The sequence below is a fragment of the Burkholderia sp. A2 genome, from assembly GCF_001729305.1.
Classification (GTDB): Bacteria; Pseudomonadota; Gammaproteobacteria; order Burkholderiales; family Burkholderiaceae; genus Burkholderia; species Burkholderia sola.
Map to the genome: position 1 here is coordinate 1 of NZ_LZXX01000083.1, position 13,306 is coordinate 13,306.

At 67.4% G+C, this 13,306-nt stretch carries 11 protein-coding genes; 6 read left to right on the forward strand and 5 right to left on the reverse strand.

The annotated features are described in order from the left end of the window. Positions 1-67: 67 nt before the first annotated feature. The 3 genes from A9Z05_RS07860 to A9Z05_RS07870 all read right to left on the reverse strand — a co-directional run bounded on the left by A9Z05_RS07860 (position 68) and on the right by A9Z05_RS07870 (position 3,262). Entirely contained in the window at positions 68-1,288 is a 1,221-nt protein-coding gene (locus A9Z05_RS07860; RefSeq protein ID WP_069617615.1) for a DUF1501 domain-containing protein, read from the reverse strand. Between the two features lie 67 nt (positions 1,289-1,355). Continuing rightward, positions 1,356-2,849 (reverse strand): DUF1800 family protein, encoded by a 1,494-nt coding sequence (locus A9Z05_RS07865; RefSeq protein WP_069617735.1) that lies wholly within the window; start codon positions 2,847-2,849, stop codon positions 1,356-1,358. Between the two features lie 134 nt (positions 2,850-2,983). Continuing rightward, a complete protein-coding gene (locus A9Z05_RS07870) occupies positions 2,984-3,262 on the reverse strand; it encodes a hypothetical protein (RefSeq protein WP_006478566.1) in 279 nt (92 codons plus the stop codon). 258 nt (positions 3,263-3,520) lie between these two features. On the opposite strand from A9Z05_RS07870, the gene ompR reads away from it, so the two are divergent. The 4 genes from ompR (at position 3,521) to A9Z05_RS07890 (ending at position 7,000) form a co-directional block, all read left to right on the forward strand. Further along, positions 3,521-4,255, forward strand: coding sequence for a two-component system response regulator OmpR (gene ompR / locus A9Z05_RS07875; protein ID WP_006478565.1), 735 nt, complete (start codon positions 3,521-3,523; stop codon positions 4,253-4,255). Positions 4,256-4,296: 41 nt separating this feature from the next. Continuing rightward, entirely contained in the window at positions 4,297-5,658 is a 1,362-nt protein-coding gene (locus tag A9Z05_RS07880) for an ATP-binding protein (RefSeq protein ID WP_050013296.1), read from the forward strand. 189 nt (positions 5,659-5,847) lie between these two features. Then, a complete protein-coding gene (locus A9Z05_RS07885) occupies positions 5,848-6,396 on the forward strand; it encodes a peroxiredoxin (RefSeq protein WP_006478563.1) in 549 nt (182 codons plus the stop codon). Positions 6,397-6,472: 76 nt separating this feature from the next. Beyond that, positions 6,473-7,000, forward strand: coding sequence for a carboxymuconolactone decarboxylase family protein (locus A9Z05_RS07890; protein ID WP_006478562.1), 528 nt, complete (start codon positions 6,473-6,475; stop codon positions 6,998-7,000). A 125-nt stretch (positions 7,001-7,125) separates the two neighbouring features. On the opposite strand, the gene ispF is transcribed toward A9Z05_RS07890, so the two are convergent. Both ispF and ispD read right to left on the reverse strand, forming a co-directional pair. After that, positions 7,126-7,611 (reverse strand): 2-C-methyl-D-erythritol 2,4-cyclodiphosphate synthase, encoded by a 486-nt coding sequence (gene ispF, locus A9Z05_RS07895; RefSeq protein WP_069617616.1) that lies wholly within the window; start codon positions 7,609-7,611, stop codon positions 7,126-7,128. A gap of 29 nt (positions 7,612-7,640) precedes the next feature. Continuing rightward, positions 7,641-8,351, reverse strand: a complete 711-nt coding sequence (gene ispD, locus A9Z05_RS07900) for a 2-C-methyl-D-erythritol 4-phosphate cytidylyltransferase (RefSeq protein ID WP_069617617.1) — start codon at positions 8,349-8,351, stop codon at positions 7,641-7,643. Positions 8,352-8,458: 107 nt separating this feature from the next. Here ispD and mfd point away from each other — a divergent pair, with 107 nt between their 5' ends. Beyond that, positions 8,459-11,929: a transcription-repair coupling factor gene (gene mfd, locus A9Z05_RS07905; RefSeq protein WP_069617618.1), complete on the forward strand. Its 3,471-nt coding sequence runs from the start codon at positions 8,459-8,461 to the stop codon at positions 11,927-11,929. Positions 11,930-12,033: 104 nt separating this feature from the next. Further along, positions 12,034-13,254: an acetylornithine deacetylase gene (gene argE / locus A9Z05_RS07910; RefSeq protein ID WP_069617619.1), complete on the forward strand. Its 1,221-nt coding sequence runs from the start codon at positions 12,034-12,036 to the stop codon at positions 13,252-13,254. Positions 13,255-13,306 lie beyond the last annotated feature (52 nt).

Below are 13,306 nucleotides of genomic sequence, written 5' to 3' on the forward strand. Positions count from 1 at the left end.
GCGCTGACGCCGATCCGCAAGCTGTGGATCGCGTGGCGCGCGGCGCGCCGTCGCTAAGCCGCGCGCATCACGCCTTCAGCAGCGGCAGCGTGTCGAAACGCTGCTGCAGCACGCGCGTCGCATCGAGCCCCCACCAGGGCCCAAGCACGGTCGCGTAAAGCTGGCGGAAATCGACGGCCACCGGCAGGTTACCGTTGCCGTCGAGCCGCCCGAGCGCCGGCGGTGCGCCGTACAGACCGCCCGCCACGCGGCCGCCCATCACGAAATGCGGCGCGGCCGTGCCATGATCGGTGCCGTTGCTCTGGTTCTCGCGCACGCGCCGCCCGAATTCCGCATATGTCATCACGAGCGTCTCGTTCCAGCGCCCGAGTTCGATCAATGCCGCGCGCATCGCGCCCATCCCTTCCGCGAACTGCTTGAGCAGCGCGGCGTGCTGCCCCGGCTGGTTCTGGTGCGTGTCGAAGCCGTTGAGCGTCAGGCGCAGCACCGCGACACCGTCCTGCGCGCCGGGCCCGGACGCTTCGCACGCGGCCAGCACCTGCATCGCGGTCTTGACCGACGTGCCGAACGCGCCGGCCGGAAAGGCCGTCCTGAATTCGCGCATCCCGCCGCGCGGACGCAGCCGGTCGGCCGCCTTCACGATGTCGTTCTCGACGTCGATGATGTGCGCGAGCGCCGGGTTCTGCTCGCGCAGCGACGACGGTTCGGCGAGCCGGGCCGCACGGATGAACTGCGCGGGATTGACGAGCGCGATCGCGCGCGCGCCGTTCGACAGCGGCCCCATCTCGGCGCTGCCGAGCACGACGCCGTCCGCCGCGAAACCGGGCGGCACGGGCGCCTGCGCGAACGTGCGCGTGAGCCAGCCTTCGTGCAGGTACTGATCCGAGCGCGACGCGGTGTCCCAGATCTCGATGGAACGAAAATGCGACAGGTTCGGCTGCGGATAGCCGACACCCTGCACGACCGCGACCTGACCGTCCCGCCACAGCGGCATCAGCGGCGCGAGCGACGGGTGCAGCCCCGTCTGCGCGTCGAGCTGCAGCACCTGGTCTCGCTTGATGCCGATGCTTCGCCGGAGCGGGTAATACAGCGGATCGGCATACGGCACCACCGTGTTGAGGCCGTCGTTGCCGCCCTTCAGCTCGACGAGGATCAGCACGTTCGCATACCCGGTTGCGGGCTTGCGCCCAGCCTGCGTCGCGGCAGCCGCCATCGCGGGCGCTTGCCACATCGACACGCCGGCAGCCGCCGCGGCGCCTGCGAGCGTCAGAAAATCACGTCGGTTCATCGCACATCCTTTGGTTCGCCGCCCGGCGTCCTTGCCGCGGCGGCTGCCCGCTTCGTCGTCGTTCGCATCATTTCAGTTGATAGGCCGGATCCATCAGCAGCGCCTCGAGATACGCGCTGCCGGTCGAATCGGTGTCGATCGCCGCGACCGGCGAAAGCTGCAGCACCGCGTGCTGCAGCTGCAGTTCGGTCGACAATCCCGCGATCGCCTGCGGCCGTGCACGATACTGGGCGAGCCAGCGTTCGAGGTCGAAACGCAGGCCGCCGCGCGCCGGCTTCGCCGGCATGCCGGCGGCGGACGCCGTGTCGACCACCGGCATCGCCTGCGTACGCGCGTTCGGCGGCGGCGCGATCGCACGGGCAGGCGGCCGCATGCCGACCGTCTCGGTCGCGCGGAACAGCTGCTCGACGAACTGCTTGCGCGACAGCAGCGTGGTGCTGTTGATCCACAGCGCGCCGCCCGGCCAGCCCTTCACGTTCGGCGGATAGAACAGGTTCTGCCCGAGCGTGCGCACGGTGTCCGCGAGCCTCTGCGGATCGCCGTACGCGACGTCGAACAGCCGCACCGAGCCGACGACGAACTCCGCTGGCGACTTGACGAGCACGCCGCGGTTGCGCGGATCCCAGAATGCGTCGGTCGACCACAGCGCGGCAAGCGCCGCGCGAATGTCGTAGCCGCTCGCGCGAAACCGCTCGGCGACCGCATCGAGCGTGCCCGGCTCCGGCGTATCGGACACGAACTCGCGCCACAGCTTGCCGACGATGAAGCGCGCGGTGCCCGGCCGCTTCAGCAGGATGTCGAGAAAACCGTCGCCGTCGAACGGCCCGGTTTCGCCGAGAATCGTCTTGTCGCCGGCATCGTGCCAGTCGGGCCGCACCGCGAAGCGCAGCGTATCGGGATCGACCGTCCAGCCCGTCATCGCGCGCGCGGCTTCCGTCACGTCGTATTGCGTGTAGTGCCCTTCGCCGAGCGTGAACAGCTCCATCACCTCGCGCGCGAAATTCTCGTTCGGCCGCCCCTTGCGATTGCTCGCGCCGTCGAGATACTGCAGCATCGCCGGATCTTTCGCGACCGCATGCAGCAGCGTGCCGAAGTTGCCGAGCGCCTCGCGGCGAAACAGCGCGTTCTGCGCGGCCATCGTCTGCGGGTAAGGCACCTTGTCCTGTCCGGACGTGAAATGCCCATGCCAGAACAGCGTCATGCGTTCGGTCAGCGGCGACGGCGTCGCGACCATCTCGTTGACCCAGGCCGCCCGCAACGCGTCGTAGCGGCGATTGCGCTCGCGCTGCTCGTCGCGCCGCATGTCGGGCGTCAGCGCCTGGCGCTGCGCGCGCGTCGGCGGCGGCTCGGCGAGCCAGTCGGGCCATGTCGTGACGGGCTCGTGTCGCGCACTGCCGAGCGTGTCGGCCACGACCTGCGCGCGCGTCATGCCGACGATGCGCGCGACCTCGGCGGGCGCGGGAGAGAAACCAGTGCGGCTCAAGAAAAACAGCGCGTCGTCGGCATCGAGCGGCGACTGCATGGCAGGCGACGGCGCCGGTGCGGCAGCGTTCGCTTTCATCGTCATGGACTCCGGGAACGCACCGGCGGTGCGGATGCCCGTACAACGGCATTCGGCAGCGGAAAGTTGACGGAAAAAGTGCTACGAATTCTTTCCGCGCGGACATTTCCGCGCAAGGAGAACGACGGCACGCCTCAGCGCTTGTACAGCTCGCGAACGGCGTCTTCGATGTGCTGGCGCAACAGGTGTCGCTCTTCGGGCGTCATGTGCCCGTCGCGGCGGCGCTGTTCGAGATCGGGAGGCACGGCGGAACGGACCGTCATATCGGCGGCGCGATCGGGTTGCGGCGCTTTGCCGCGCGGCAGCTTGCGCGACGATGCGCCCTGCTCGGGGCGCTGCGCATACGCGAAGTTCGACGCATACGGACCGGCAAGCGCGATCGTCAGCATCAGTGCAATCCGGGCAGATCGCATGACCGTCCTCGCTTCTTTGGTCGATTTGTTCCCTTCGTCACGCGGCAACCGGTTACCTCTGGTACTTGAAAAACCCTGCGGAATTCGGGTGTGCAAAGATGAAAGATGGAGTGCAGGGGAGTATCTACCGAATTTCGGCTTCGAGTAAAGGAATCTCTATAGCCTGCCTTTACTCGGCGCGACACTACGGGTAAATTTTGTAACCGACTGTAACGCACGAAAATCCCCGGCCGTGCGTCAATTCCCATTCGCGATAAGATGCCGATCATGGAAACGAAAAACCCCTCCAAGATTCTCGTCGTCGACGACGACCCTCGCCTGCGCGATCTGCTGCGCCGCTATCTCGGCGAACAGGGTTTCAACGTCTACGTCGCGGAAAACGCAACGGCGATGAACAAGCTCTGGGTACGCGAGCGCTTCGACCTGCTCGTGCTCGACCTGATGCTGCCGGGCGAAGACGGCCTGTCGATCTGCCGCCGGCTGCGCGGCAGCAACGACCGCACGCCGATCATCATGCTCACCGCGAAGGGCGAAGACGTCGATCGCATCGTCGGCCTCGAGATGGGCGCCGACGATTACCTGCCGAAGCCGTTCAATCCGCGCGAACTGGTCGCGCGCATTCACGCGGTGCTGCGCCGCCAGGCGCCGGCCGAACTGCCGGGCGCGCCGTCGGAAACCACCGAGGTGTTCGAGTTCGGCGAATTCTCGCTGAACCTCGCCACGCGCACGCTGACGAAGTCCGGCCAGGAAATTCCGCTGACGACCGGCGAATTCTCGGTGCTGAAGGTGTTCGCGCGTCATCCGCGCCAGCCGCTGTCGCGTGAAAAGCTGATGGAACTCGCGCGCGGCCGCGAATACGAAGTGTTCGACCGCAGCCTCGACGTGCAAATCTCGCGCCTGCGCAAGCTGATCGAACCGGATCCGGGCAGCCCGCGCTTCATCCAGACCGTCTGGGGCCTCGGCTACGTGTTCATCCCCGACGGCGCCGCCTGAGCTTTTTCCTTCCCGGTTTCGCCCCGCCCACGGCCCGTCCCATGCGTATCGACCGGCGCCTTTTGCAGCTCGCGTTCGGCGGGCTGTTCTGGCGCACCTTCCTGCTGATCGCGCTGCTGATCTCGGTCAGTCTCGCCGCGTGGTTCCAGAGCTTTCGCGTGATCGAGCGCGAGCCGCGTGCGCAGCGCGTCGCGCTCCAGCTCGTCGCGGTCGTGAAGCTCACGCGCACCGCCCTGCTCTATTCCGATCCCGACTTGCGGCGCGCGCTGCTGCAGGATCTCGAGAGCAACGAGGGCGTGCGCGTGTACCCGCGCGAGAAAACCGACAAGTTCAAGCTGCAGCCCGACGAATCGCTGAACCGCCTGATCGAACACGACATCCGCAGCCGCCTCGGCGACGATACCGTGATCGCGCAGTCGGTCAACGACATTCCCGGCGTGTGGATCAGCTTCAAGATCGACGACGACGATTACTGGGTCGCGCTCGACCGCGACCAGCTCGACAACGTCACGGGCCTGCAGTGGGCCGGCTGGGGGCTGTTCGCGCTCGCGCTGTCGCTGTTCGGCTCCGCGTTCATCACGAGTCTCGTGAACCGGCCGTTCTCGCGACTCGCGCTCGCCGCGCGCCAGGTCGGTTCGGGCCAGGCGCCCGAGCCACTGCCCGAGCGCGGGATGGGCGTCGCGGCCGACACCAACCGCAGCTTCAACCAGATGGTGCGCGACCTCGAACAGCTCGAGGCCGATCGCGCGCTGATGCTCGCGGGCATCTCGCACGACCTGCGCACGCCGCTCGCGCGGCTGCGGCTCGAAACCGAGATGAGCCCGTCCGACCAGGCGACCAAGGACGCGATGGTCGACGACATCGAACAGATGGACCGCATCATCGCGGCCTTCATCGACTACGCGCGCCCGTCGCAGCGCAAGCCCGAGCCCGTCGACCTGTCGTCGGTCGCGCACGAAGTCGCCGCACGCGTGTCGGGCGAGGACGGCGTCGAGATCCGCACGCGACTCGCGCCGAGCGCGATCATCGAAGCCGACGAGACCGACATGCGGCGCGTGATCGGCAATCTCGTCGAGAACGCGCGCAAGTACGGCCAGAGCAAGCAGGACGGCATTTCGCGCATCACGCTTGAGACGCGCGTGTCGCATGCGCGCGTCGAGCTGTCGGTGAGCGACGAGGGCCCCGGTATCCCCGAGGATCAACTGCCGCTCGTGATGCGGCCGTTCTACCGCGTCGACACCGCGCGCACCAAGGCGGACGGCACGGGCCTCGGGATGGCGATCGTGCTGCGGCTCGTCGGCCGCTATCGCGGCGCGCTGCGCCTGCGCAACCGCCACCCGGAAGCCGGCCTCGAAGTCACGCTGGAATTCCCGGGCGCCGGCAAGGCGCGTGCGACCGCGTGACACGCTCGCGCACGCATCTTGCGCGTCACACTATTGACCCGGTTGACAAAAGCTATGAGGGTCGTTAGCCAAAATCTATTGAAGCAACTTACTAATAGTGTTATAGTTTTCCCCATGCTGTCACATCATCGTTGCAGCACCGAGGTAGCTTGACTCAGTCTTCTTCCCAACTCACACAGGAGTATCCGCATGAAAACCGTGGGCGATAAACTCGAAGCTTTCACCGTCGTAGCCGCGAAGCCGGGCTTCAATAATCACGAGGAAAACGGCCAGTCGGCGTTCGAGACCGTCACCGAAGCGTCGTTCCCGGGCAAGTGGAAGATCATCTACTTCTATCCGAAGGATTTCACGTTCGTGTGCCCGACGGAAATCGTCGAATTCGCGAAGCTCACGAAGCAGTTCGAAGAGCGCGACGCCGTCCTGCTCGGCGGCAGCTCGGACAACGAATTCGTCAAGCTCGCATGGCGCCGTGAACACAAGGACCTCGACAAGCTGAACCACTACTCGTTCGGCGACGTCAAGGGCGAACTGATCGACCAGCTCGGCGTGCGCGACAAGGAAGCAGGCGTGGCCCTGCGTGCAACGTTCATCGTCGATCCGGACAACACGATCCAGCACGTGTCGGTGAACAACCTGAACGTCGGCCGCAGCCCGGAAGAAGTCCTGCGCATTCTGGACGGCCTGCAAACGGACGAACTGTGCCCGTGCAACCGCGCAGTCGGCGGCGCAACGCTGTAAGCGTAGCAATGCACGAAGCCCGCGGCGCACGTCCTGCCTGCGGGCTTTTTTAACGGCCAACCCATAGGAGATATCAATGGAATTCATCGACTCGATTAAGGCACGTATCCCCGACTACGCGAAAGACATTCGCCTGAACCTCGACGGCACGATCTCGCGCTCGTCGCTCGAAGGCACCGACGCAGTCGGCGTGGCGCTGGCGGCGGCCATCGCGGCGAAGAGCACGGTGCTCGTGAAGACGATCCGCGAAGCCGGCGTGCTGTCGCCCGAAGAGACGAACGCCGTGCTGACGGCGGCCGCGCTGATGGGGATGAACAACACCTGGTATCCGTATGTCGAGATGGCCGACGACGCCGACCTGAAGACGCAGCGCGCCGAATTGCGGATGGGCGCGTATGCGACGCACGGCGGCGTCGACAAGCGCAAGTTCGAGATGTACGCGCTCGCCGCGTCGATCGTCGGCAAGTGCCACTTCTGCGTGAAGTCGCACTATGCGCTGCTGAAGAACGAGCAAGGGATGACCGTCACGCAACTGCGCGACGTCGGCCGCATCGCGTCGGTGATCAACGCCGCCGCGCAGGTGATCGCCGCCGAAGGCGAATAAGCGGTTGCACAGGGCGCGGCCGTGAGCCGCGCCCGCTCCAAACGAAAATGCCACGCATTCGCGTGGCATTTTTCATTTCGGCGGCGCGACGTGCGGCGCGAACCCCACGCCGCTACGGCCGGACGTCAACCGCCCTGCTTGATCAGCAGCGCAGCCGCCTGCGCTTCGATCCCCTCGCCGCGGCCCAGATAGCCGAGCTTCTCGTTGGTCTTCGCCTTCACGTTCACGCGATCGAGCGGCAGCCCGAGGTCGGCGGCGATGTTCGCGCGCATCCCGTCGATATGCGGCGCGAGCTTCGGCGCCTGCGCGATCACGGTGCTGTCGACGTTCTGGATCGTGAAGCCGGCCGCCTTCACGCGCTCGGCGCACGCGCGCAGCAGCACGCGGCTGTCCGCACCCTTGAACGCCGCGTCGGCGTCGGAGAAATGGCGGCCGATGTCGCCGAGCGCCGCCGCGCCGAACAGCGCGTCGGTGATCGCGTGCAGCAGCACGTCCGCATCCGAGTGGCCGAGCAGGCCGCGCTCGTACGGAATCGTCACGCCGCCGATGATGAGGGGGCGCCCTTCGACGAGCTGGTGCACGTCGTAGCCTTGTCCGATTCTGAAATCCATGCGTAATCCGGTTTGAGATGAGGTGAAAGTCAGGAAGCGTTCGCGGGGCGCGCGAGGATCGCCTCCGCAAGCGCGAAATCTTCCGGGTACGTGACCTTGAAGTTGCGCAGGCTGCCCTGCACGACGCGCGGCGTGTGGCCGGCCCATTCGATCGCGCTGGCCTCGTCGGTCAGGTCGTGCCCTTCGCGCTGCGCCTGCAGGATCGCGTCGCGCAGCATGCCGATGCGGAACATCTGCGGCGTCTGCGCCTGCCACAGCGCGTCGCGCGACTCGGTGCGCGCGATCGCGTCGCCGCCGGCCGGCACGCGCTTGAGCGTATCGGCCACCGGCAGCGCGACGATCCCGCCGACCGGGTCGTCCTTCAGCGTCGCGACCAGTGTGCGGATCAGCGCCGGCGTGATGCCCGGGCGCGCGGCGTCGTGCACGAGCACCCAGTCGTGGTCGGTCGCGCCGAATTCGGCCAGCTCCATCAACCCGTTCAGCACCGACGCCTGCCGCGAGCCGCCGCCGCAGCGGCGCACCGCGAAGCGCAGGCCCGCGAAGCGGCGCGCGTCGAAATGGGAATCGTCGGGCGCGAGCACGACGAGCGTCTGCGCGAACTCGCTGCACGCGTCGAACGCGGCGAGCGTGTAGTGCAGCAGCGCGCGGCCGGCCAGCGTGCGGTATTGCTTCGGCACGGCCGAACCGGAGCGGCTGCCCGTGCCGGCGCAAGGAATCAGGGCGAAAAGTCGGGGAGTCACGAAGGGAAACGCCGGAAAGATGAAATCGAGAAGCGGATTTTATAATAGGTCTTTCGTCTCGACCGGCGCACCGCGCTGCGCCCGTGCACGCCACCCCTGTCGTCCCTATGCCAGATAACGCTTCCACCCCGTTCGCTTCACCCGTTGCCCGCGTCAAGCCCGGCCAGCGTTTCGCCTTCGACGGCGCGCACGGCTCCGCCGACGCGCTCGCCATCGCCCGTTATCTCGCCGACAACCGCCAGGACGTGCCGCTCCTCGCGGTAATCTGCGCGAACGCGGTCGACGCGCAGCGGCTGTCGCAGGAAATCCGCTATTTCTCGCCCGACGCGCGCGTGCGCCTGCTGCCCGACTGGGAAACGCTGCCGTACGACACGTTCTCGCCGCACCAGGACCTCGTGTCCGAGCGGCTGGCCACGCTGCACGACCTGGGCGAGGGCCGCTGCGACATCCTGCTCGTGCCCGCGACCACCGCGCTGTACCGGATGCCGCCCGCATCGTTCATGGCCGCTTACACGTTCGCGTTCGCGCAGGGCGAGCGGCTCGACGAGGCGAAGCTGAAGGCGCAGCTCACGCTGGCCGGCTACGAGCACGTGAGCCAGGTCGTGCGGCCGGGCGAATACTGCGTGCGCGGCTCGCTGATCGACCTGTACCCGATGGGCTCGCCGCTGCCGTACCGGATCGACCTGTTCGACGATCAGGTCGATTCGATCCGCGCGTTCGATCCCGACACGCAGCGCAGCCTGTATCCGGTGCGCGACGTGCGCCTGCTGCCCGGCCGCGAGTTCCCGTTCGACGAAGCCGCGCGCACGGCCTTCCGCAGCCGCTGGCGCGAAACCTTCGAAGGCGACCCGAGCCGCGCGCCGATCTACAAGGACATCGGCAACGGCGTGCCGTCGGCCGGTATCGAGTATTACCTGCCGCTGTTCTTCGACGAGACGGCCACGCTGTTCCACTACCTGCCGCAGGACGCGCACCTCGTGTTCACCGGCGATCTCGAAGCGTCGATCCGCCGCTTCACGGCCGATACGAAGCAGCGCCATGCGTTCCTCGCGCACGATCGCGAGCGGCCGATCCTCGAGCCGCAGCGGCTGTTCCTGTCCGACGAGGATTTCTTCGCGTTCGCGAAGCCGTTCGCACGCGTCGTGCTGCCCGCGCAGCCGGCCGGCGGCTGGGCGACCGCGCTACCCGAACTGACCGTCGACCGCCATGCGGACGATCCGCTCGCATCGCTGCGCACGTTCGTCGAATCGTCGGGCAAGCGCGTGCTGCTGACGGTCGAATCGGCCGGGCGCCGCGAGACGATCCTGCAACTGCTGGCCGAACACCACCTGCGCCCCGCGTCGAACGACGACTTCGCGGGCTGGCTCGCGAGCGACGAACGCTTCGCGCTCGGCGTCGCGCCGCTCGCGAACGGCTTCGCGGTGCCGGGCGAAGGCTATGCGATCGTCACCGAGACCGAGCTGTACGGCGCGCTCGGGCGCCGCGCGGGCCGCCGCCGGCAGGAACAGGCGAGCAACGTCGACGCGATGGTGCGCGACCTGTCGGAGCTGAAGGTCGGCGACCCGGTCGTCCACGCGCAGCACGGCATCGGCCGCTACATGGGCCTCGTGTCGATGGATCTCGGCGAAGGCGAAACCGAATTCCTGCATCTCGAATACTCGGGCGACAGCAAGCTCTACGTGCCCGTCGCGCAACTGCACGTGATCTCGCGCTACAGCGGCGCCGATCCCGACAGCGCGCCGCTGCACGCGCTCGGCTCCGGCCAGTGGGAGCGCGCGAAACGCAAGGCCGCGCAACAGATCCGCGATACGGCCGCCGAGCTGCTGAACCTGTACGCACGCCGCGCGGCGCGCGAAGGCCACGCTTTCTCCCTCGACCCGCGCGACTACGTGAAATTCGCGGAAAGCTTCGGCTTCGAGGAAACGCCCGACCAGGCCGCGGCGATCGCGGCCGTGATCGGCGACATGACGAGCGGCAAGCCGATGGACCGCCTCGTGTGCGGCGACGTCGGCTTCGGCAAGACCGAGGTCGCGCTGCGCGCGGCGTTCATCGCGGTGCTCGGCGGCAAGCAGGTCGCGCTGCTGTCGCCGACCACGCTGCTCGCCGAGCAGCACACGCAGACCTTCGCCGACCGCTTCGCGGACTGGCCGGTGCGCATCGTCGAGCTGTCGCGCTTCAAGACCGCGAAGGAAGTGAATGCGGCGATCGCGCAGATCAACGAAGGCAGCGTCGACATCGTGATCGGCACGCACAAGCTGCTGTCGTCGGACGTGCAGTTCAAGCGCCTCGGCCTCGTGATCATCGACGAGGAACACCGCTTCGGCGTGCGCCAGAAGGAAGCGCTGAAGGCGCTGCGCGCGGAAGTCGACGTGCTGACGCTCACTGCGACGCCGATCCCGCGTACGCTCGGGATGGCGCTCGAAGGGCTGCGCGATTTCTCGGTGATCGCGACCGCGCCGCAGAAGCGGCTCGCGATCAAGACCTTCGTGCGCCGCGAGGAGGAAAGCGTGATCCGCGAGGCGATGCTGCGCGAGCTGAAGCGCGGCGGCCAGGTGTACTTCCTGCACAACGAGGTCGAGACGATCGAGAACCGCAAGGCGATGCTCGAGGCGCTCGTGCCGGAGGCGCGCATCGTGATCGCGCACGGCCAGATGCACGAGCGCGAGCTCGAACGCGTGATGCGCGATTTCGTCGCGCAGCGCGCGAACGTGCTGCTGTGCACGACCATCATCGAGACCGGCATCGACGTGCCGAGCGCGAACACGATCATCATGCACCGCGCGGACAAGTTCGGCCTCGCGCAGCTTCACCAGTTGCGCGGCCGCGTGGGCCGCTCGCACCACCAGGCCTATGCGTACCTGCTGGTCCACGATCCGCAGTCGCTGACCAAGCAGGCGCAGCGCCGGCTGGAAGCGATTCAGCAGATGGAGGAACTGGGCTCGGGCTTCTATCTCGCGATGCACGACCTCGAGATCCGCGGCACCGGCGAGGTGCTCGGCGACAAGCAGTCGGGCGAAATCCACGAGATCGGCTTCCAGCTCTATACGGACATGCTGAACGACGCGGTGAAGGCGCTGAAGAACGGCAAGGAGCCCGACCTCACCGCCCCGCTCGCCGCGACGACCGAAATCAACCTGCATGCACCCGCGATCCTGCCGGCCGACTACTGCGCGGACGTGCAGGAACGGCTGTCGCTGTACAAGCGGCTCGCGAACTGCGAGCACGGCGACGCGATCGACGGCATCCAGGAGGAGCTGATCGACCGCTTCGGCAAGCTGCCGCCGCAGGCGCACGCGCTCGTCGAGACGCACCGGCTGCGGATCGCCGCGAAACCGCTCGGCATCGTGAAGATCGACGCGAGCGAGGTTGCGATCGGCCTGCAGTTCGAGCCGAATCCGCCGATCGACCCGATGCGGATCATCGAGATGGTGCAGAAGCATCGCCACATCAAGCTCGCGGGCCAGGACAAGCTGCGCATCGAGACGCGCTCGCCCGATCTCGCGATCCGCGTATCGACGATCAAGGAAACGCTGCGCGCACTCGGCCCGAAACAGGGCGCGGCCGTCGCGGCTCGGTGACGCAATCCTGACGGGCGCGACGTTGCTGCACCGCACCGCGCCCGGCGAAGGCGGGCCGGCGCGTTTTTGAGTATGATTTCCCATTCATCAGACGGAGTTTTGCCATGTCCACTCTCGACACGACGGCGCCGTCCGCCGCCACCGAAGGCGACGCATCGCTCGTCAGCCTGCCCTGGGTCAAGCAGCTCGTGTCGATGGACACGACGAGCCGCGTGCCGAACCTCGGCCTGATCGAAACGGTACGCGACGCGCTCGCCGCAAAGGGCATCGCGTCGACGATCACGCACGATGCGCGCGAGGGCTGGGCGAACCTGTTTGCCACCGTGCCCGCGCACGACGGTTCGACCAACGGCGGCATCGTGCTGTCTGGCCACACCGACGTCGTGCCGGTCGACGGCCAGCAATGGGACAGCAACCCGTTCGCGCCGGAAATCCGCGACGGCCGCCTGTACGGCCGCGGCACCTGCGACATGAAGGGCTTCATCGGCGCGGCGCTCGCGCTGCTGCCCGAGATGCAGGCGACCAAGCTTGCGAAGCCGATCCATTTCGCGCTGTCCTACGACGAGGAGATCGGCTGCGCGGGCGCGCCGCTGATGATCGCCGATCTCGTGAAGCGCGGCGTGCAGCCGTCGGGCTGCATCGTCGGCGAGCCGACCAGCATGCGGCCGATCATCGCGCACAAGGGCATCAACGCGTACCGCTGCTGCGTGCGCGGCCACGCCGCGCATTCGTCGCTGACGCCGAAGGGGCTCAACGCGATCGAGTATGCGGCGCGCCTCATCTGCCACATCCGCGACATCGCCGAGCGCTTTCGCGCCGAAGGCCCGTTCGACGAACTGTACGACGTGCCGTTCACGACCGCGCAGACGAGTACGATCCAGGGCGGCAACGCGATCAACACGGTGCCGGCCGAGTGCCGCTTCGACTTCGAATTCCGCAACCTGCCGACGCTCGATCCCGAGCAGATCTTCACGCGCATCGAAGCGTATGCGCAGGAAACGCTGCTGCCGCAGATGCTGCGCGAACATCCGAACGCCGCGATCGAATTCTCGAAGATCGCCGCGGCGCCCGGCCTCGACGCGACCGAACAGGCGGCGATCACGCAGCTCGTGCGCGCGCTGACGGCCGACCAGGACAAGCGCAAGGTCGCGTACGGCACCGAGGCCGGGCTGTTCGCCCGCGCGGGTATCCCGAGCGTCGTGTGCGGGCCCGGCAACATCGAGCAGGCGCACAAGCCGAACGAATATGTCGAGCTCGCGCAGCTCGCCGGCTGCGAGCAGTTCCTGCGCAAGTTCATCCGCAGCATGTCGGTCGACGCGCACTGACTGCCTCCCGCCACGCCGGCCCGCGTGTGCGGGCCGGCCCACTCCGCCACCC

What these genes read in the sequence shown, in the direction of transcription:
- A9Z05_RS07860 (WP_069617615.1), bottom strand. Translation starts at nt 1,288, where the DNA reads ATGAACCGACGTGATTTTCTGACGCTCGCAGGCGCCGCGGCGGCTGCC.
- A9Z05_RS07865 (WP_069617735.1), bottom strand. Translation starts at nt 2,849, where the DNA reads ATGAAAGCGAACGCTGCCGCACCGGCGCCGTCGCCTGCCATGCAGTCG.
- A9Z05_RS07870 (WP_006478566.1), bottom strand. Translation starts at nt 3,262, where the DNA reads ATGCGATCTGCCCGGATTGCACTGATGCTGACGATCGCGCTTGCCGGT.
- ompR (WP_006478565.1), top strand. Translation starts at nt 3,521, where the DNA reads ATGCCGATCATGGAAACGAAAAACCCCTCCAAGATTCTCGTCGTCGAC.
- A9Z05_RS07880 (WP_050013296.1), top strand. Translation starts at nt 4,297, where the DNA reads ATGCGTATCGACCGGCGCCTTTTGCAGCTCGCGTTCGGCGGGCTGTTC.
- A9Z05_RS07885 (WP_006478563.1), top strand. Translation starts at nt 5,848, where the DNA reads ATGAAAACCGTGGGCGATAAACTCGAAGCTTTCACCGTCGTAGCCGCG.
- A9Z05_RS07890 (WP_006478562.1), top strand. Translation starts at nt 6,473, where the DNA reads ATGGAATTCATCGACTCGATTAAGGCACGTATCCCCGACTACGCGAAA.
- ispF (WP_069617616.1), bottom strand. Translation starts at nt 7,611, where the DNA reads ATGGATTTCAGAATCGGACAAGGCTACGACGTGCACCAGCTCGTCGAA.
- mfd (WP_069617618.1), top strand. Translation starts at nt 8,459, where the DNA reads ATGCCAGATAACGCTTCCACCCCGTTCGCTTCACCCGTTGCCCGCGTC.
- argE (WP_069617619.1), top strand. Translation starts at nt 12,034, where the DNA reads ATGTCCACTCTCGACACGACGGCGCCGTCCGCCGCCACCGAAGGCGAC.